At 69.4% G+C, this 18278-nt stretch carries 18 protein-coding genes; 1 reads left to right on the forward strand and 17 read right to left on the reverse strand.

The features are described 5' to 3' along the window. From H5J31_RS30285 to H5J31_RS30320, 8 genes are all read right to left on the reverse strand, one after another. Window positions 1-912: MFS transporter (locus H5J31_RS30285; protein WP_181776078.1), on the reverse strand; the 912-nt coding region annotated here is incomplete at its 3' end. Window positions 913-987: 75 nt separating this feature from the next. Beyond that, a complete protein-coding gene (locus H5J31_RS30290; protein ID WP_181776079.1) occupies window positions 988-1179 on the reverse strand; it encodes a hypothetical protein in 192 nt (63 codons plus the stop codon). A 452-nt stretch (window positions 1180-1631) separates the two neighbouring features. Further along, window positions 1632-2177, reverse strand: a complete 546-nt coding sequence (locus H5J31_RS30295) for a carboxymuconolactone decarboxylase family protein (protein WP_181776080.1) — start codon at window positions 2175-2177, stop codon at window positions 1632-1634. Further along, complete coding sequence (locus tag H5J31_RS30300) at window positions 2149-2625, reverse strand: DUF6187 family protein (protein ID WP_181776081.1); 477 nt, start codon at window positions 2623-2625, stop codon at window positions 2149-2151. The genes H5J31_RS30295 and H5J31_RS30300 overlap by 29 nt, the downstream gene beginning before the upstream one ends. Beyond that, entirely contained in the window at window positions 2618-3937 is a 1320-nt protein-coding gene (locus H5J31_RS30305; RefSeq protein WP_181776082.1) for an FAD-dependent oxidoreductase, read from the reverse strand. The genes H5J31_RS30300 and H5J31_RS30305 overlap by 8 nt, the downstream gene beginning before the upstream one ends. Before the next feature lie 8 nt (window positions 3938-3945). Next, window positions 3946-4431 carry a DUF6423 family protein gene (locus H5J31_RS30310; RefSeq protein WP_181776111.1) on the reverse strand — a complete coding sequence of 162 codons (486 nt, stop codon included), beginning with the start codon at window positions 4429-4431 and terminating at the stop codon, window positions 3946-3948. Window positions 4432-4720: 289 nt separating this feature from the next. After that, window positions 4721-5029, reverse strand: a complete 309-nt coding sequence (locus tag H5J31_RS30315; protein ID WP_181776083.1) for a DUF6235 family protein — start codon at window positions 5027-5029, stop codon at window positions 4721-4723. A 113-nt stretch (window positions 5030-5142) separates the two neighbouring features. Beyond that, window positions 5143-5292 carry a hypothetical protein gene (locus tag H5J31_RS30320; RefSeq protein WP_181776084.1) on the reverse strand — a complete coding sequence of 50 codons (150 nt, stop codon included), beginning with the start codon at window positions 5290-5292 and terminating at the stop codon, window positions 5143-5145. Window positions 5293-5583: 291 nt separating this feature from the next. Here H5J31_RS30320 and H5J31_RS30325 point away from each other — a divergent pair, with 291 nt between their 5' ends. Then, window positions 5584-5775 carry a hypothetical protein gene (locus tag H5J31_RS30325; RefSeq protein ID WP_181776085.1) on the forward strand — a complete coding sequence of 64 codons (192 nt, stop codon included), beginning with the start codon at window positions 5584-5586 and terminating at the stop codon, window positions 5773-5775. Window positions 5776-5858: 83 nt separating this feature from the next. On the opposite strand, the gene H5J31_RS30330 is transcribed toward H5J31_RS30325, so the two are convergent. The 9 genes from H5J31_RS30330 to H5J31_RS30370 form a co-directional block, all read right to left on the reverse strand. Then, window positions 5859-6053 carry an acyl-CoA carboxylase subunit epsilon gene (locus H5J31_RS30330; RefSeq protein ID WP_181776086.1) on the reverse strand — a complete coding sequence of 65 codons (195 nt, stop codon included), beginning with the start codon at window positions 6051-6053 and terminating at the stop codon, window positions 5859-5861. A gap of 11 nt (window positions 6054-6064) precedes the next feature. Next, window positions 6065-7768, reverse strand: coding sequence for an acyl-CoA carboxylase subunit beta (locus H5J31_RS30335; protein WP_181776087.1), 1704 nt, complete (start codon window positions 7766-7768; stop codon window positions 6065-6067). Then, window positions 7765-7950 carry a DUF6222 family protein gene (locus H5J31_RS30340; RefSeq protein WP_181776088.1) on the reverse strand — a complete coding sequence of 62 codons (186 nt, stop codon included), beginning with the start codon at window positions 7948-7950 and terminating at the stop codon, window positions 7765-7767. Before H5J31_RS30340 ends, H5J31_RS30335 begins: the two co-directional genes overlap by 4 nt. A gap of 27 nt (window positions 7951-7977) precedes the next feature. Next, window positions 7978-8574 (reverse strand): flavin reductase family protein, encoded by a 597-nt coding sequence (locus tag H5J31_RS30345; RefSeq protein WP_328701652.1) that lies wholly within the window; start codon window positions 8572-8574, stop codon window positions 7978-7980. A gap of 1 nt (window position 8575) precedes the next feature. Continuing rightward, window positions 8576-9016, reverse strand: a complete 441-nt coding sequence (locus H5J31_RS30350) for an acyl-CoA thioesterase (RefSeq protein ID WP_181776090.1) — start codon at window positions 9014-9016, stop codon at window positions 8576-8578. Window position 9017: 1 nt separating this feature from the next. Further along, window positions 9018-14837 (reverse strand): type I polyketide synthase, encoded by a 5820-nt coding sequence (locus tag H5J31_RS30355; RefSeq protein ID WP_181776091.1) that lies wholly within the window; start codon window positions 14835-14837, stop codon window positions 9018-9020. 298 nt (window positions 14838-15135) lie between these two features. Continuing rightward, window positions 15136-16068 carry a carboxymuconolactone decarboxylase family protein gene (locus H5J31_RS30360; protein WP_181776092.1) on the reverse strand — a complete coding sequence of 311 codons (933 nt, stop codon included), beginning with the start codon at window positions 16066-16068 and terminating at the stop codon, window positions 15136-15138. Window positions 16069-16070: 2 nt separating this feature from the next. Continuing rightward, a complete protein-coding gene (locus H5J31_RS30365; protein WP_181776093.1) occupies window positions 16071-17720 on the reverse strand; it encodes a GMC family oxidoreductase N-terminal domain-containing protein in 1650 nt (549 codons plus the stop codon). Continuing rightward, complete coding sequence (locus tag H5J31_RS30370) at window positions 17717-18274, reverse strand: DUF5987 family protein (protein WP_181776094.1); 558 nt, start codon at window positions 18272-18274, stop codon at window positions 17717-17719. Before H5J31_RS30370 ends, H5J31_RS30365 begins: the two co-directional genes overlap by 4 nt. Between the last annotated feature and the right edge of the window lie 4 nt (window positions 18275-18278).

Raw genomic sequence — 18278 nt, forward strand, 5'->3', positions numbered from 1 at the left:
CAGCGCCAGCGTCCACGGCAGGGCGGCGACACCCGACATCAGCGGGCTCATCCCGAGCAGGTTCTGTGTCTGCAACACGAAGACGAGCAGGAAACCGGCGATCGAGAACGCCGTCACGCCGGTGAGCACGGTGGCGATGCGGTAGCCGCGGTCCCGGTAGAGGCCCAGCGGGATCAGCGGATCGGGTCTCCCCCGCTCCCAGAGCACGAACGCGGCCAGCGCGACGATCGCGACGGCGAAGCCCACGATCGTGCCTTCGCTCTCGATCAGGCCGTAGACGACTCCGACCAGGCCGAGCGTCACCAGCAGCACGCCGACGACGTCGAAGCGATGCGGCTTGCCGGTGCGCGCGTCCGGCACCACGCGCAGCGCGAGGACGATACCGGCGAGACCGACCGGGACGTTGAGCAGGAACACCGACTGCCAGCCGAATTCGGTGACCAGCAGCCCGCCGAGCGTGGGCCCGCTGATCGCGGCGATCCCGGCGACCGCGGTGAACAGGCCGAACGCGGCCCCACGCCGGTCGGCCGGGAAGATCGCCGCGATCAGTACGAACGCCTGCGGGCTCAGGATCGCGGCGCCGATCCCCTGCGCGGCCCGGGCGGCGATGAGCCAGGCGGGGTCGTTCGCGAGCCCGCAGAGCGCCGAGGCGACGGTGAACACGGCGAGCCCCAGCACGAACAGCCGTCGCGGTCCGGCCAGGTCGCCGAGCCTTCCGAAGAAGACCAAAAGCGACGCGAGGGCCAGCAGATAGCCGTTGAGGATCCAGAGGATCTCGCCGATCCCGACGTCGAGCCTGGTCATCATGTCGGGCACGGCGGTGTTGACGATGGTGGTGTCCAGCAGCACGAGGAAGTTCGCGATGCAGAGCACCCCGAGGACACGCCACGGATTCGTCCCGGCCTTCTTCAACGCGCTCTCCCTTCCCGCGCACGCGAACCGGCCGCCTCTCGCGTTCGGGGCGCGGGAGACGGCCGGCGGGTGCTCTCAGCTCGCCTCGGCCAGGGGCGGAGCGGTACAGCAGGCTCCGGTGAAGCAGTCGAAGACCTGCCCGCCCGGCCGGTTGGTCCAGTTGTCGAAGCGGTCGATCACCAGGTCGACCTGGCTTCCGGCGGTGTCGGTGTCGATCCCCCGGCCGGCGAAGAGCGAGCGGACGTTGTCGGTCACAGCGTTCTTCATCGAGTGGCTCCCAGGCGTTTCGGTGGTTTGCGTGGTGTTCCTTCGATGAGGAAATCGTGCTTCCCGGGGCTGGTTCGCAACCAGTGCCAGGCATCATCGGGGAGCCGTGCTTTTCACCTACGCCAGAAGGTTCTCCTGGACTGCTCCACTTCCGCGATCATGACCATCGCATGGAGCAGCCGGCCGCGTTTCCGGTGACGGAGCGCGACCGGCTGGGCTTAACGGGCGACAGTGACCGAGTGTGGTCAATTCAGCGAGCGAGTACCACGAATGGCTTAGTCATGCGCCGGCTCACGTAACGCGTTTCGCCCTCTGAATGCGCGGCGAGCAAGAGGGGCGAGGCCCGGCTCGACCTGGCCGAGAGGCGGTGTTGCGAAAGCCACTTTCGCAACGTTGAAGGTTGCGAAAGTGGCTTTCGCAACCTCGCGCGATGGCAGGCCGCGGGGACGTGATCAACCGGCGAGAAGCTCCGCGAGACCGGCGTAACCGCCGTCCTTGAGCCGCACACCCGAGGTCTTCGCGTAGGCGGCGTCCGCGCGGATCCCGAGTCCTTCGACCATCCGGTTCATGAAGTTGAACAGCGCGCAGACGAGGACGGCGTCGTGCAGCGCGGCCTCGTCCCAGCCCGCCGCGAACACGGCTTCGGCGTCGGCTTCGGTCATCTGAGACGGCGTCCGCGTCAGCTTGCCCACGTAGGCCAGCACCGGCTTCATGCGCGCGTCGACGGGCGAGGAGTCCAGATCGGCCAGCGCGGCCGTCAGAAGTCCTTCCGGCACGCCGAAAGCCTCCGCGGTGACCGTGTGGACCCCGTGGCAGTACTGGCAATCGTTGACGCCGGAGACGTACGCGGCGATCAGTTCCCGCTCGCCCGCGCCGAACGCCGACGGCGCCCGCATGACGAGTTCGTGGAAGTCCAGCAGCCGCGACGCCGGGGCGGGGAACTTCTGGAAGACCTGCAGCAACGTGGTGTCAGTCGGTAAAGACTTGAGATAGGACATCGCGTGTACTACTCCCCTTTTCCGGCGTCCGTCCGTGTTCGGCGAACTTGTCGACGTCGTCGCGGCGCAGCCAGCAGGCCGCGAGACAGGCGACCGAGGCCGGTCCCAGCCCGGTCACCGTGGCGGTGACCCGCGCGGTGGTCTGTTCCCATTCTTTCCGGAGGGAACCGGCCGCCGTCATCTCCGGGCCTGCGGCGATCAGCGGGCGGACCGCGCGCCAGCGGGTGATGCCCGCCGCGACCATCGCGGCGGTGTCCAGGGCGAGCGCGTCGTGCCTGGCCTGGTCGACGGCGAGGGCGACGAGCGCGGGTTCGTCGGCGATCCGCGCGAGGCCGACGCCGGCGAGCAGGCGTTCGGCGTCCAGTCCCATCAGGATCACCCCGGCCTCGGTCGACGGGGCGTCGTCGATCGAGGGCAGGGTGAACCGGGAGTCGTAGGGCTCAGACATGGGTGACGTCCTTCGCGGTGGTCCGCAGCGGGGCGTCCCGGCGCAGGTTCTCCGCGACGGTGGCCGCGACCCGTGCGGTGGCGACGCGATGGCCGTCGATGTTGCGGGCGGCCGGGCCCAGCGCCATTCCCGCGGCGGCGCCGACGGCGAAGACGCGGGGAGCACCTGTGTAGGCGAAGGTGCGCTCATCGAGCTCAGGCCAGCCGCCGCGGTCGAGGACGGCGGCGTCGGGCATGAGGGCGTCCCCGATCGACGGCGTGGTTCCCAGCGCCAGGACGGCGTGGTCGACGGCGACCGTCTCACCGTCGTCGAGGTGGAGGCGGACGCCCGGCGTCACCTTCTTGATCGCCTTGCCTCGGTGCACGACCAGACGGCCTTCGGCTTCGGCCGCTTCGAGCAGCGGGCGGAACTCGAACATGATCGACGCACGCCGGAAGCGGCCCATCAGTTCGAGCCTGCCGGACCAGTCCACGCCGTCGAAGCGGGCGCGGCCTTCCGGGCGGAAGAACGACGAGTTGACGTCGGCGCATTGGTAGCGCTCGCCTGCTTCGCGGACCACCCAGTGCACCTCGCGGCCCTGGGCGAGTCCGTTGGTGATCAGATGCGCGGCGGTGAGGCCCGCGCCGACGACGGCGAGCCGTTTTCCGCCGGCGGGAACGGGTTCGTCCCAGTAGGTCACGGCGCGCGGCGGATACCCCCCGCCCCACCAGTGATCCGGCGCGGACCGGCGTTCCTCGCCGAGGCACAGGACCGCGTGGCGCGCGGTGACGGAGAACCGGTCGGCGCGCACGGTGACCGCGTCCGACGTCGGCAGGACCTCACGGACCGAACCGCGCCAGGTCCGCTCGGTGACGTGATGGCTGGCGGCGAGATGCGTGCAGTAGGCCTCGAAGACGTCGACGGGGACGACCGAGCGGTGCCCGGCCTGCGCCATCCGGATCTCGCGGCGTTCGACCGGGGTCAGCACCGACCAGTGCAGCCGGGCGAAGTCCAGCAGTTCGCAGTCGCGGTAGCCCTCGACGCCGGGGTGATGTTCGTACGGCGAGCGCAGTACGCGCTGCCCGAGGAGATCGATGCGGTCGAAGAAGCGGCCGCAGGGACGGCCGTCGCGGTCCACGATGACGATGTCGTGCACCCCGTGGTGCCACAACGCCGAAGCGACGGCGAGCCCGGCCGGGCCGGCACCGACGATGACGACGTCGGCACCGGGCGGCGGGGCGGCGGTGACGGCCGCGCGGGTGGCCGGGAGGACCGGCCATTCCCGTCCGCGCGGCGATTCGAGCAGATGGGGTTCGGGAACGAAGGTGATCACGGCCGGACTCAGCCGATCACGGTCACCGGGACGATCAGCTCGATCACGGGGCGCTGCTTCATCCCGTTGCTGATCAGTTCTTCCAGGGTCTGCTGGGACTGCTCGGCGGTGTCGGTGGCGATGGGGCTGTAGCGCGAGTAGGAGTAGGTCGGCTTCCGGCCGCCCGCCTCCAGCGAGTACACCTTCAGCACCGCTTCGCCGGGACGGACTTCACCGTCGTAGAAGGTGAGTCGACGCTGGTCCGGCGTCATGAAGGACTTGGAGAACTGGCGGGAGAGCACGAGCGTCTCGGCGTCGTTGACGAACGTCGAGTCCTCGTCGGTGACGACCTGCATCGCGACCCAGGTCTTGTCGGTCAGGTTGGTCTCGGATTTGATCACCTGCCAGCGGCCCGGCTCCGGGAGGTTGACGCTGACCGACACGTCGTGCTCGGTGGTGTCGATCGCGCCGGAGATCATCAGCACCCGGCGGCGGACGTCGGCCACTCCGGCCATCTGGATGTCACGCGCGCGTACCCGCGTGGACACATCCAATCCAGGAAATTCGGGTGACGACATTTTCGTGCCTCCAGACCTCGATTACCGCACTCTTTAGACCACGCAGTAGCAACGGCAGAATTTCCCCATCCGTAAACACGGAAAGAATTTCATGCCGCCGCGGACGATGTCAAGGTGAGGAACGCATGATCCACTACTGCGAAAGGCTGCCGGTACAAGTCACGGTACTGGGCCGTTCAGCGGTATGAATCCTGCTCTTCCCGGACTCACCCGCCCGCGTACCAGGTCAGGAGCCGTCGGAGTCCTCGGCCCACGCCGCGGCGGGCGTCCCGTGCTCCAGCGCGCCGATATAGACGATCTCGAACGAGGAATCGGTGCGATTGAGCCCTATCCTGACCACCAGGTCGTGTTTCACCAGAATGATGAACTGATGCGGATCGCGGCCATCTCCGAAAATGTCGTAGATGAGAAAAGCGGATCCGTCGGCTACCGCGAAGAGGGCTTCGTAGATAACATTGCGATCGGCCTGCTGGGCGTTGACCGCCCATTCTTCCAGCACCTGCAAACCCGACGTGAGCTGGAGGCGCATAGCCATCCGAAGGCCTCCTCGAGGTCTCGCCGGGTCGCGGACGATCTTCATTCTCCCGCGCGCGATACCCGGTGGTCTTCTCTGTTCGTGCGGTCCCTGCTGGTCGCGACTCATGTTCTTCAGTTGTAGCCGAGGACGATGTTGTCGCCCGCGAACTCGTTTTCGGCGCTCTGCCTCGGTTCCGGGACGAAGGCCGTCTCCTCGGTCTCGACGATCCCGCGCGGGTCGAAATCATCGGTCACGACCCAAATTCGCACCTGTGCCGTCATGACGTTCCTCCCGGCCTTCGATGAACAGCTCACTTGACAACCAAGGATGGACCCGTCCGATCGGGGGGCGATCGTGGCGTGCTCGAGGACGGCTGGAGATCGGCGATGAGCAAATAACAAGTCGCCCGCGGGGGGCTCCTGGTAGTGATCTGGTATCACCCGAAAACCCAAGGAGCACACCATGACCGAGCGCCTCGACCCGTACGAGATCTACGCCGACGACGAGCTGGACGTCGACCTGCTGGGCCTGTCGTGGCCCGACCCGGCCGTCCCGGAGCAAAGGGACCGGACATGAGCGCCGCGGAGCGACAGCGGACCTGCGCGGCCTGCGGGGGCCCGTTCGAGCCTGGGGAGCGAACGGACCTGGAGACCGTGGTGGCCGGCGGGGTCCTCTACGTCGCCGTGCATCCCCACCACAGCACGTATCCCCCGCGACGGGAAACGGAGGCGGCGCACCGGTTCGCGACCGCTGTGGCGGCGTGACGGCCCGTGGGCTCAAGTCCGTGAAGGCCTCCTTGAGGGACTCTGGGTCCCTCAAGGAGGCCTTCACGGACTTGACACCGGGTTCACCGCAGGATGGATGTTCGCCAGGTCGCCGGTGCGTGCGGTGACCAGGCCGAGCGCGCGGGTGAGACAGGCGGGGGCGCCGCCGACGCGAGCGCGCTGAAGACGGCGACGAGCGCCGCCAGTTCGACGTCTTCCGGGTCCCCCCGCAGGACCCGGAAGACGGGTACCTCGTTGTCCACAGTGGACAGCGACATGGGTCCCCCGTTCAGATCGGGTGGTTGCCGTGCTTGCGCTGGGGCGCCGCCTTTCGCTTGTCCTGCAGCATGTCCAGCGCCCTGGCGACGGCGGAGCGGGTGTCCGCCGGGTCGATGATGTCGTCGACGAGCCCCCGTTCGGCGGCGTACTGCGGGTTCATGAACTCCTCGGTGTACTCCGCGACCAGGTGGGCGCGCAGCGCGTCCGGGTCGGAAGCGGCGGCGAGGTCCTTGCGGAACAGCACGTTGACCGCGCCCTCGGCGCCCATCACGGCGATCTGGTTGGTCGGCCACGCCAGCGACAGGTCGGTCCCGATGGACCGCGAGTCCATCACGATGTACGCGCCGCCGTAGGCCTTGCGCAGGATGACCTGGATCCGCGGCACGGTCGCCTCGCAGTAGGCGTGCAGCAGCTGCGCGCCGTGCCGGATGATGCCGGAGTGCTCCTGCTCGACGCCGGGCAGGAAGCCCGGGACGTCCACGAGCGTCACCAGCGGGATGCTGAAGGCGTCGCAGAACCGCACGAACCGCGCGGCCTTCTGCGAGGCCGGGCCGTCGAGGACGCCGGCGAACACCACCGGCTGGTTGCCGACCAGGCCGACCACGCGCCCGTCGACCCGCGCGAGCGCGCACAGCACGTTCTGCGCCCACCGCTCGTGCAGTTCGAAGAACTCGCCGTCGTCCGCCAGTTCCGAGAACACGTCCCGCATGTCGTAGGGCTTGTTCGGTTCCACGGGGACGAGTTCGGCGAACCGCGGCCGCCGGTCGCGTGCCGCGTCCTGCGACGGCTCACGAGGCGCTTGCTCCAGGTAGTTCGACGGCAGCAGCGACACCAGATAGCGGACGTCGGCGAGGCAGCTCTCCTCGTCGTCGTGCACCACGGTCGCCACCCCCGACGACGCGCCGTGCACGTCCGCGCCGCCGAGTTCGTCGTGGCTGACGCGTTCGCCCGTCACGGTTTCGACGACGTCCGGCCCGGTCAGGTACATGCGGGCGGTGTCGCGCACCATGAAGACGAAGTCCGCGAGCGCCGGCGAATACGCCGCCCCGCCCGCGCACGGCCCCAGCACCACGCTGATCTGCGGGATGACGCCGGACGCCTCGACCTGACGGCGGAAGATGCCGCCGTAGCCGTTGAGCGCCATGACGCCTTCCTGGATCCGCGCGCCCCCGCTGTCGTTGAGCCCGATCAGCGGCGAACCGGTCGAGATAGCCAGATCCATCACCTTGTGGATCTTGGCCGCGTGCGCCTCGCCGAGCGAGCCGCCGAAGACGGTGAAGTCCTGCGCGTAGACGAAAACGCGCCGCCCGTCGATGGTGCCCGAGCCGGCGACGACGCCGTCGGTGTACGGCCGGTTCTCCGCCAGCCCCAGCCCGCTCGCCTGATGCCGCCGGTACAACTCGACCTCGGTGAAGGAATCCGGGTCCAGCAAAAGATCCAGCCGCTCGCGCGCGGTGTGCTTGCCGAGCGAGTGCTGGCGGCGGACACCGTCGAGCCGCCCGTCGACGATGTGCTCGCGCAGTTCGTCACGCTGACTGCGCAGCAACGGCATCGTCGGTTCGGGCGGGTGCACCGGTTCGGTACCCCGGGCGAGCGGGATCACCTGCCCGTCGGTCGTCCTCGGGAGCCGGGGGCGCCGCAGCCGGTCTTCCGGCAGCGGCACCACCTCGGAGTCCTCCGTGCGCTGGGCGCCCGGATCGCCCTGCAGCGTCACGCCGCCTCCTTCATACGGGCCTCGCGCTCGAGTTCGTCGAGTTCGATCTCGCGCACGATGTCGCGCCAGCACACCCCCCGCCCGAGCCGAGGCATCGTGGTCACCACCGGCGGCCGGTCGAGCGAGTGCACCGGGGCCGGTGTCTCATCCGACCGGGCGGTGGCGGATTCGTTGGCGGTCATGATCTTTCCCCTTCCTCTGAGCCTGGATCACGCGGATGCGCGGACGCGGCCGTCGATCTGGTGGTAGCCGCCGCCGTAGAAGACCAGCGAGTCCTGCGCGGTACCGCGGCTGGAGGCGACCACCTTGCCCAGGAAGATCGAGTGGTCACCGCCTTCGTAGACCTCGGCCAGCTCGCATTCCAGCCATGCCAGCGCGCCGTCGAGCAGCGGGGCGCCGGTCTGCGGCCCGGCCGTCCAGTCCACCGAATCGAACTGCGCGATCCCCGCCGGACGGCGCCAGTCCGCGAAGTACTTCGCGAGTTCCTTCTGGTCCGACGCCAGCACCGTCACCGCGTACGAGCCGGCCGTCACGATCGCCTCGTGCATCCGGGCGGCGCGGGAGACGCAGCACAGCACCATCGGCGGTTCGAGCGACACGGAGGTGACGGCGTTCGCGGTCATCCCGTGGGCCCGTTCACCCCCGGCGGTCAGCACGGTGACCCCGGTGGCGAACTGGCCCATCACCTCCCGCAGCCCGGCCTGCGCGGACAGCCGTCGCCGCGTCGCGGGCGTCGGCAGCCGTTTCAGCACGGGCCGGGACGGCTCCGGTGGCGTAGACCCGACTGCAGGCTCAGCAGTGCCCACGTCATTCTCCCTTGCCATTGACCGTGTACGGGGCCAGCGCCTCGCGCAGCTGCTCGGGCACCCTGCTGGGCACCGTCGCGGTGTTCGGGCCGCGCATGCACGCGATCCGCTGCCGTCCGCGGGCCACCAGCCGCTCGCCCTCGTCCGTGAGGTGGACGTAGTCGAAGGTGAACTGGATCTGGGTCTGGGTCAGCTCTTCCAGCCGCAGCCGGATGGACAGCTCGTCGAACGCGGTGATCTCGGCGTAGAACTCGCAATCCACCTTGAGCGTGAACAGCTTGAGATCGTGGCGGACCTCTTCGAGGACCGCGGGCGCCTTCTCCTTCAGGAACATCTCGCGGCACCGGCCCTGCCAGCGCACGTAGTTCACGTAGTAGACGTTGCCCACCAGGTTGGTCTCTTCGAACCCGACCGTATGGAGGATCTCGAAGTAGTCGGCCATGTCAGTCTTCCTCTCCCTGGAGCACCGCGAAGACGACGGGATCGGTCCGGTCGTTGACGGTCGTCGCCCAAGTGGCGATCCGGGCGTTGCCGTGCGAAAGCACCGCCCAGCCGTCCGGGTCGACCCGGTGCACGGTGAGTGCCTGTGTCATGTCGCCGGTCTTGCGCACGCATTCCAGCGCGCTCCAGACCCGCGTGTGCGCGACCGAGAGTGGCTCGCGGGCGTCGGCGGCGAGCAGTTCGCCGACCGACAGGAGGTCCTCGCCGAGCAGTCCGGCCCAGTCCTCCGCCGTCCGTTCGATCGCCGTCTCGACGTCGCACGCGATCCGGCCGGCACCGGTGATCGCCAGGGTGAGGCCGGCGCTGTGCGACGCGCTCACCTCGACCCCGTCAGCCTCCGGTTTCCCGTCCGGGCGGTAGCGGATCTCGAGCGGGGAGTCGACGGCGCGGCCGGCCGCCAGCGCCGTCTGCGCCCGTCGTTCCGGCGTGGTCTCGACCGGAACACCCACCGGGTCGGGTTCGACGACGATCGCGCGGCTCGAACCGAGCAGCCGTTCCGCCGAACGCTCCAGATAGGACCCGAGCATCGACGGGACCCAAGGCCCTTCACCGTCGCGTTTGCGGACCGCGCGCAGCTTCAGCCCTTCCCACCGCTCGACGAGCGTCCCGTCCGGGTTGCGGACGTCGAGGTCGTAGATGTAGCTGTCACCGTCCTGCGACCGCTCGCGGGCGTCGAGGAGCACGAACTCCGGGTCCTGCTTGCCGGGCTCGGCGAGGTACAGCCGCTCGATCCCTTGCGGCAGCAGGGTCGCGTCCGGGACACAGCACTGGATCGCGTGCATCATCGCGTCACGGGTGCCCGGGTCCGCCAGGAGCTGTTCCTGCGGGAGGAACGGGGCGAACCAGTCGACCTCGGCGCCGGTCGCGATCTCCGCGACCGCGTGCCGCGCGCTGGCCCGGCGGTAACCGGTGACCCGCTGGAATCGCTTGCCCTGGAACAGGACCGTGCCGTAGAGCTCGGTCGTCGGATCGACCGGGACCGGCGGCAGCGCGACGTCGCGGACGACGGTCTCACCGAGCGGATCCGGCCGGCTGAACCGCAGCCGGGCGCGGAAGTGGTCGGCGCTGAACCCGGTCTCCCCGCTGCGCAGCACCACGTCCACCGTTTCGGCGTCCCTGGCCAGCGCGGCGAGCCGGATCGTGGTCGACCCGCCCGGCGAGACGATGATCGGGCGCAGGAACTCCACGTCCGAGAACACCGGCGCGGGCAGGGATTCCACGTCCAGGGTGGCCTTGGCGACCTGGGTCATCGCCTCCATCCCGATCACCGCCGGGAACAGCAGCTGCCCGTCGAGCAGGTGGTCGGCCAGATACGGGTCGCTGCCCGCGGAGAGGTCGGCCTCGGTGATCAGCTCGACACCCGGGTAGTGGACCACGGCGCGGTCCACGAAACGGGTCAGCGGCAGTTCGCGCTTCTCCACCGGCAGGGTGGCCAGCCCCGCGGTACGGCCGCAGACGACCAGTACCGACGGGGCGGCCGGGTCGCCGACGACCTGGCGGAGGATCTCGATGCCCTCCTCGGTCGGGATGGGGGTGATGCCGTCGCGCATCAAAGCGCTGACGACACCGAGCTTTTCGCCCATCCCGGTCCCGGACCAGACCGACCATTCGAGTGCGATCGCCCGCGCTTGGGGGTGTTCGCGGCCGAACCGCACGGTCAGTTCGGTCATCCAGTCGTTGGCGGTGGCGTAGTGCGCCTCACCGCGCAGGCCCGCCCGCCCGATGATGCTGCCGAAGGTGACCAGCAGCTTGATCTTGTCCTGGTCGACGGCGTCGAGGACGGCGTTGAGGCCGCCGATCTTCGGCGCCAGCGTCTTGCGGAAGGTCTCCTCGGTCAAGGAGAACAGCGCGGCGGGCTCGTTGCGGCCCGCGCCGTGCAGCACTGCGGTGACCGGGCCGAACTCGGCCTGGACCCGGCCGATGGCGTCCGCCACCTGCTGGGCGGCGGTGACGTCGGCGCGCTCGTAGCGGTAGGTGATCCCCGCCGCTTCCATCCGGCCGAGGTTCTCCGCCAGTTCGGCGTCGTCGGCCGGATCGCTCCGGCCCAGCAGCGCCAGTTTCGCGCCGGAGTCCTTGGCCAGCGCCAAAGCGCTCTCCGCCGTGATGCCCTTGCCGCCACCGGTGACGAGCAGGACGTCTTCGGAGCCCAGCGGCGTCCCCTCTGCCTCCGAAGGTGCGAGAGCGGCGAGCTTCGGCACCGTACGCACCCCGGCGGAGTCGTAACGGACTTCGCTGAAGTCGTTCGTCGCCGCTACCTCGGTGACCACAGTGGACACCGCGGCCCCGACGGCCTCGGGGTCGACCGGGTTGACGTCGGCGAGGTCGACGATCGTGGTGCGGGCAGACGGGTCCTCCAGGCGGAGCGTCTTCGCCAGGCCGGAAGCGCCGAGGCCGTGCTGCACCACGACGAACCGCGTGCCGTTGGGCGCGGCCAGCACCGCGCGGCCCGCGTCCAGGAACAGCCCGACGTCACCGGCTTCGCTGTCCTCGTCCAGGCAGAGAAGGACACCGTCGCCGACGCCTGCCGTGGCGAGCGCCGCACGCAGCGGCTCCGCCAGCGGGTGGCCTTCGGTCGCGAACGCGGTCCATTCCGCCGTGGAGATGCCGGGGGTCAGGTCGGGCGCCGGCCTCGGCGCGACGACGTACTCCACCGCGAACGGCCGGACCCACGGTCCGACGCCGGTGACCTCGGCCTGGTTGCTGTCGGACGGTTTCGCCGTCTGCGCGAGTTCGTCGATCATCTCGGCGAGTTCCCCGAGACAGACCGTCGCGAAGTTCGGCATGCCCTCCAGCGCCGGGCGGCCCAGCGCGCGGGTGACGTCGTTGACCAGCTGGCCGACGGTGATCGACGAAAGGTGCAGGTCGTCGAGCGGATGTGTGTCGGCGGTGACGGCTTCCAGCGGTAGTTCGACCCGCTCGGACGCGAGTTTGCGCAGCAGGTCGAGCGTGCTGCTGCCACCGCTCTCGGATGCCTCCCCCGCCGTCGCCTCGGTGGGCTCCTCGACGCGGTCACGGGCCAGTTCGGCACCGATCGACGGCGCGGCCTCACAGGGGCTGGCGAGGAAGTTGAAGACCCCGTCGGCCGGCAGTGTCCGCACGACACGACCGGCGAACAGCGCCGACGTCTCCAGCGGGGCACCGAACGCGAACGCGGCGGCGGCCACCTTCAGCACCGCGGCCAGCGTCGGGCTGTCGGTGTCGATCGCGAGCACCGGGGTGCCGGGTGCGATCTCGCCGAACAGGCCGGTGAGCACCCGGCCGGGTCCGACCTCGATCACCAGGTCGCTGCGCTCGGCGACCTTCGCGGCCGCTTCACGGAAGCGGACCGGCAGGACCACCTGGTCGCGCAGCAGGTCGCGCAGGTCCTCGGCGGTGTGCAGGACGTCACCGGTCACGGTCGACACGACGGGCCTGTCGAGTCGCGCGAAGTCGAACGCCGCGAGTTCCTCGGTCATCGCCTCGGCGGCCGGGACGACCGCGGGCGAGTGGAAGGCGTGCGACACGTTGATGCGGGTGGCGGTGAAGCCTTCCGCGCGGGCACCGGCGACGACCCGGTCGATGGCCTCCGAAGGTCCGGAAAGGACGGTCTGTTCGGGCGCGTTGTAGCCCGCGATGACGACGTCCTCGCCCTCGGCGAGTCGTTCGGCGACCCCCGGTGCGACGGCGATCCCCGCCATGGCACCGTTTCCGTCGCTGGCCTTCGCCATCACCTTGCCGCGGATCTTGGCCAGCTTCAGGACTTCGCGTTCGGTGAGCGCGCCACCCCAGTGCAGGGCGGTGAGCTCGCCGAGGCTGTGCCCGGCGGCCGTCTGCGCCTCGATGCCGAGGCTCTTGAGCACCCGAAGCCCGGCGAGCGAACCGGTGACGATCCGCGGCTGGGCGACGTCGGTGGCGACCTGATCGGCGCCGGTGGAGAGACCGGCGGCGCGGTAGATGTCGTCGGCGTGGGCGAACCGTTTGCGCACCGCGCCGACCGTGCCCTGACCGGAACCCTGGCCGGGGAACAGGAAACCGATCTTCGGCCCCTTGGAACGCGAGCCGGCGAAAATGCCCTCTCCGGCGGAGAAGACTTCCGGCTCACCCTCACCGAGGAGGTCGAGCAGCTTCGACAGTTTGCGCTCGGCGTCCTCCGGGTTGCCCGCGACGACGGCCGCGCGGACCGGTTTCCCGGACAGCTCCACGGAAAGCGTTCCGGCGAGGTCGGCGAGCTCCGCGAGCGAGAGCTTCGGAACGACCTCCAGCAGCCCGGACACCTTGCCGCGCAACGAGGCGGCGTCGTCGGCGTCGAGGAGTAGCAGTTCGCTGTCCTGGCGGCCGGCGACCAGCGAGCGGGTCTTGTCGTCGAGTTCCTTGCGCCGCGCGGCGCCCGGGGCCTCGGTGACGGTGACGTGGGAGTTGATGCCGCCGAAGCCCATCGCCGAAACACCGGCGCGGACGGGGTGGTCCGACGGCCACAGCCCAGCCTCGGCCGGGACGTACATCCGCGCGGAGTCGCCGAGCAGCGACTCGTGCGGCTCGAAGTGGCCGGTCGCGGGCGGGATGACCTGGTGGTAGACCGCCAGTGTCGCCTTGATCAGCCCGGCGACACCGGCGGCGGCCTTGGTGTGCCCGATGTTGCCCTTGATCGTGCTCAGCGCGGCACGGTCGGCGAGCGGGTCGGCGTCGCGGCGGGCGGTGGAGAGCGCCTCGATCTCGGTGGCGTCGCCCAGCGCGGTCCCGGTGCCGTGCCCCTCGAAGTAGGAGACGGTCTCGACGCCGTACCCGGCCTTCTCGTAAGCGCGTTTGATCGCCAGGCGATGGCCCGACGCCTCGGGGCGCGTGATGCCGCCCTTGCCGTCGGACGAGACGCCCCAGCCACCGATGGAGGCGTAGATCCGCTTGCCCTGCGCGATCGCGTCGTCCTCGCGCATCAGCACGAGCATGCCGGAACCCTCGCCGGGCCAGAAACCGTTGGAGTCGGCGTCGTAGACCTTCATCTCGCGCTTGGCGAGCGCGCCGGTCTTGGCGAAACCGATTACCTCGAACGGGTCGATCGATAAGTCGACACCGCCGGCGACGGCGACGTCGAGATCGCCCTCGCACAGCGCGTTCGCCGCGGTGACGACCGAAAGCAGCGACGACGAGCAGGCACCGTCCACAGTGAACCCGCCGCCGCCGAAGTCGAAGAAGTTGCAGACCCGGCCGGCGATCGTGTTCGCGAGGCCACCCGCGAGCGAATCCTCGTCGATCTCGGGGAACGGCGCCTTGTACTGCGCCTCGAGGTCGTGGAGGAACTCGGCGGTGTCACCCTCGGCCCAGCCCCGCTCGGCGAGCGCCGCCGCGACCGTGCGGCGGACGTACGGCCAGCGCAGCCGCATGATGTTGGCCCGCGAGAACTCGCCGGTCAGGCTGTTGCCGATGACCACGCCGGTCGCGGACCTCGGCAGGCCCTCGCCCTCGGGGAACCCGGCGTCCGCCAGCGCCTGCGCGGCGACGTCGAGCGCGAGCCAATGCGTGGTGTCGGTCGAACGGAACGTGCTGCCCGCGACCTTGTACTTGATCCGGTCGAACTCGTAGTCGCGGAGGACCGCGGCCTTCTGGGCGTAGAAACGGTCCGGAGCCTTAGGGTCGGGCGAGTAGTAGTCCTCGCGGTTCATCCGCTCGTCGGGCAGTCTCCGGAACGCCCGACGGCCGGCGAGGACGTTCTCCCACAGTTCATCCGGGGAACCGGCGTCCGGGTATCGGAGACCGATACCGACAATCGAAATCCGCTCAACGCTCATGCCACCGCACTCCCCTAGCTCTCAACCACTCAAGTCATGGAATCCGGTTCCGGCGCCGGAACTCTGTCCCCAGAAAAGCGACGCCGTCCGCATCTGCAGTCCCGTCAAGCATGAACCGGGGCAGGTCGCGGAGTCTTCTCTCATGTTGTTGAAGGCGGGCCAACGAATCCGGCGGCCACCGCGGGTTTCCGCGACGGCCACCGTGATGGTTCTCGGAATTCCGTGAAGGCCTCCTTCCCTACCCTCAAAGTAGGGAAGGAGGCCTTCACGGACAGACGGGGCCCGGGCGAGCAGTCGCCTAATGGCGGGAAGCTTCCAGGGCCACGCAGCGTTGCGCGGCAACGAAAGCCGCCCAACCGACGAGCTCGACCAGTTCTGGATCGGCCAGGCCCGCGGCGGCGACCAAAACGTCGTCCACCTGATAGGCCGCCTTAGCGACCACCAGAGCCAGTCGAGCGACGGGATCCTCGACGGAATCCACCCAGGCTCGGCTCAGCCCGGGCGGGGTACCGTCCCAAGTGGACAGTTCCTGGAGGACGACATCCCGCACGACGGGAGAGATCACCAGCGAATCGAAAGCCGCCGAAGCACGCGAGAAGGCATCTTCGACGACCGGATTCCCCGCGGCCCACGAGAAATCCCGTGACCCGGCGGGCAGGAAGTCCAGGGACAGCCCTGGGACCACCCCCGAGACCGGCTTCAAGAACCGCCCCAGCACCGCCTTCGCCCGAGAACGCGCGGAATCCGGCACGGAAGGAGGTAGCGGCGACGTCCCGAGGAACACGCTCACCACCCGGTTCAGGTAGTGGAACGTGAACGCGACCGCGGTCAGTTCGGAACGAGCCGCGTCGGACGGAGCCGAAGGGCGTGGATCCGTCATCTCCGAAACCACCGAGGAACGCCCCAGCGAACCCAGCGCCATCCCGTGTACCTCGACACAGTATGGGCACGAATTCGCCTGCGACACCAGGGTAGCGACGACCTCCCGGTCCGCCCGGCTCGTCTCGCCGTCCGTCGCCAGCGACTCCCGCAGCATCACCCAACTCGCCGCGAGGACCGGCGGCGACGGCGAATGCACCGCGACCGGCGGGGCCAGCATGCCGAAGTCCCGTTCGAGCTGACGGTAGACGTCGCGCACGAGCCCGGTCGCCCGGCCGGCGGTGACCGGCCGGACGTACCGGGTCTCGCGCAACGCCCGGCGCAGCGCGAGCTTCACCAGCGTCGGCGCCATGATCAGCCGGTCACCACGGGAAGCCGGCTGACCGCACGGCGTCCGGTGATGGACCCGTCCGGAGCCGGGGCGCCATAGGAGACGTCGACGCCGCGTGCCTGCAGCGCCCGCACGATCCCGGGCACCGAACGCTCGGCCAGCGCCGCGATCGTCATCGCCGGGTTCACCGTCAGCGCGCCCGGCACGGAAGCGCTGTCGGTCACGAAGATCCCAGGGTGGTTGCGGAGTTCGTGGTTCGGGTGCAACGCCGAGGTCTCCGGGTCGTCACCGATCCGGCAGGACGCCAGCGGGTGCACGGTGTACGCGCCGACGACGTCGTTGGTCCACGGCGACACCTTCGCCAAACCGTCCTTCTCCAGGATCTCCTTGCACTCCGCGTCGGCCAGCGACCAGCCGTGCAGGGTGTTCGGCGTCGGGTCGTACTTGAGCGGACCGCGGCCGAGCATCTGCTGCGAGATGCGGTAGGCGTTGCCGGTGGGCGGCGGCGCGCCGAAGACGCCCTCGTTGTCGTCCTCGGTCATCAGGAAGATGGTCAGCCAGGAGGCCCACTGCTTGAGGATCTCCTTCTTCTGCGCCCCGAACCAGCGCGGTTCGTCACCGTCTGGCACCTGCGCGAGAATCGTGCCGAGTCCGGGTGGGAAGTACAGCTGCTCCAGCGAGTACCGCTCGTACTCCGGCAGCGAACCGTCGAGTTTGTCCCAGTTCGCCACGGTCGGACCCTTGCCGATGTGGTTGGCCTCGTAGACCTTGCCGTCCTCGCGGGACAGCCCGAGGACCTCGCGGACCCGCTCCTCGTTGATGATCGCGGTGTTGAGCCGCTCACCGTTGCCCGAGAAGTAGCGGCCGACCGCGTGTGGCATGGTGCCCAGCGCCGACTCGGAACGCTGAAGGATCACCGGCGTCGCTCCGGCGCCGGCGGCGATGATGACGACCTTCGCGTCGATCGTGCCACTGCCGTTCTGCACGCGGTAGTCGGAGTCGTCGACGGTGTTGAAGTGCACGCGGTAGTCGCCGTCGTCGATCCGCTCGATCCGCTGGACCTCGTGCAGCGGACGGATCTGCGCGCCGTGCGCGAGCGCGGCGGGCAGATAGTTGGTCAGGAGCGAGCGTTTCGCGTCGAACCGGCAGCCGGCCATCATGAAGTTGCAGTTCACGCACCGGTCGTTGTCCACCGCGACCGGCGCCGGGTTGGCGGTCCGGCCGGAGTGGTCGCAGAAAGCCGCCCACAGGCCACCGGCGTAGGAGACGTCGTTCCAGTCCTGTTTGGACACCGGAAGCGAATCCGAGACCCGGTCGTACCAAGGCTCCAGTGTGTCGCGCGTGATCACCGAAGGCCACATGCGGCGGCCGATGCTGCCGTGGCGTTCGAAGACGAACTTGGGCGCCCGCGGCATCGCGGCGAAGTAGACGACACTGCCGCCGCCGACGCAGTTGCCGCCCAGCACGCTCATCCCGTCGCCGACGACGAAGTCGAACGCCCGGGTGTACGAAGACCCGAGCAGGTAGTCGTGTTCGAACTCCTGCGCCTCCAGCCACGGCCCGCGTTCCAGCACGGTGACCTTCGCCCCGCCCGCGGCGAGGTGGTACGCGGGGATCGACCCGCCGAACCCGCTGCCGACGATGACGACGTCGGTCTTGTCGTAGGCGGTCATGCCGGGCTCCCGGAAGGCGTGGTGTCAGGGTGGAGTTGCGCCAGTTCGCGGCGATAGGAGAACTTCGGGAACCGCCACAGGCCGTCTTCGTCCGGAGCGGTGTAGCCCATGGCCAGCAGACCCGGGTGCCCCTCGGCGATGGCTTCGGCGGTGTGCTTGTGCGCCGCGCTGTCGAAGGACATGTTGCAGAACAACGCGAGGCTGACCCAGCCGTCCTTCTCCGGGTGCCCCGGCGCGGTCAGCGACTTCACCAGTCCAGTCCTGTCCGCGAAGGACAGTGCGACGAACGGGGGCAGCGCCTCGTCGAGTTCGAGGTCGTGTTCCTTGGCGTAGACCTTCGCGTGGTCGTTGAGCGACTGCGCCAGGTAGGGCAGGCCGACCGTGACGCCGGTCGCCTCGGTGTGCAGCAGTTCGAGCGCGCCCGCCACGACCGCGCCCGGTCCCGCCGAGGCGCCGGCGATCGCGTGGTCACCCGGGAATCGCTTCTCCCCGGGAAGGATCGTGTCCGCGTAGGCCTCCAGTGTCATCACCTTGGCCTGTTCGTCCGGTTCCACGGAA

Source organism: Amycolatopsis pittospori, assembly GCF_013870525.1.
Taxonomy (GTDB): Bacteria; Actinomycetota; Actinomycetes; order Mycobacteriales; family Pseudonocardiaceae; genus Amycolatopsis; species Amycolatopsis pittospori.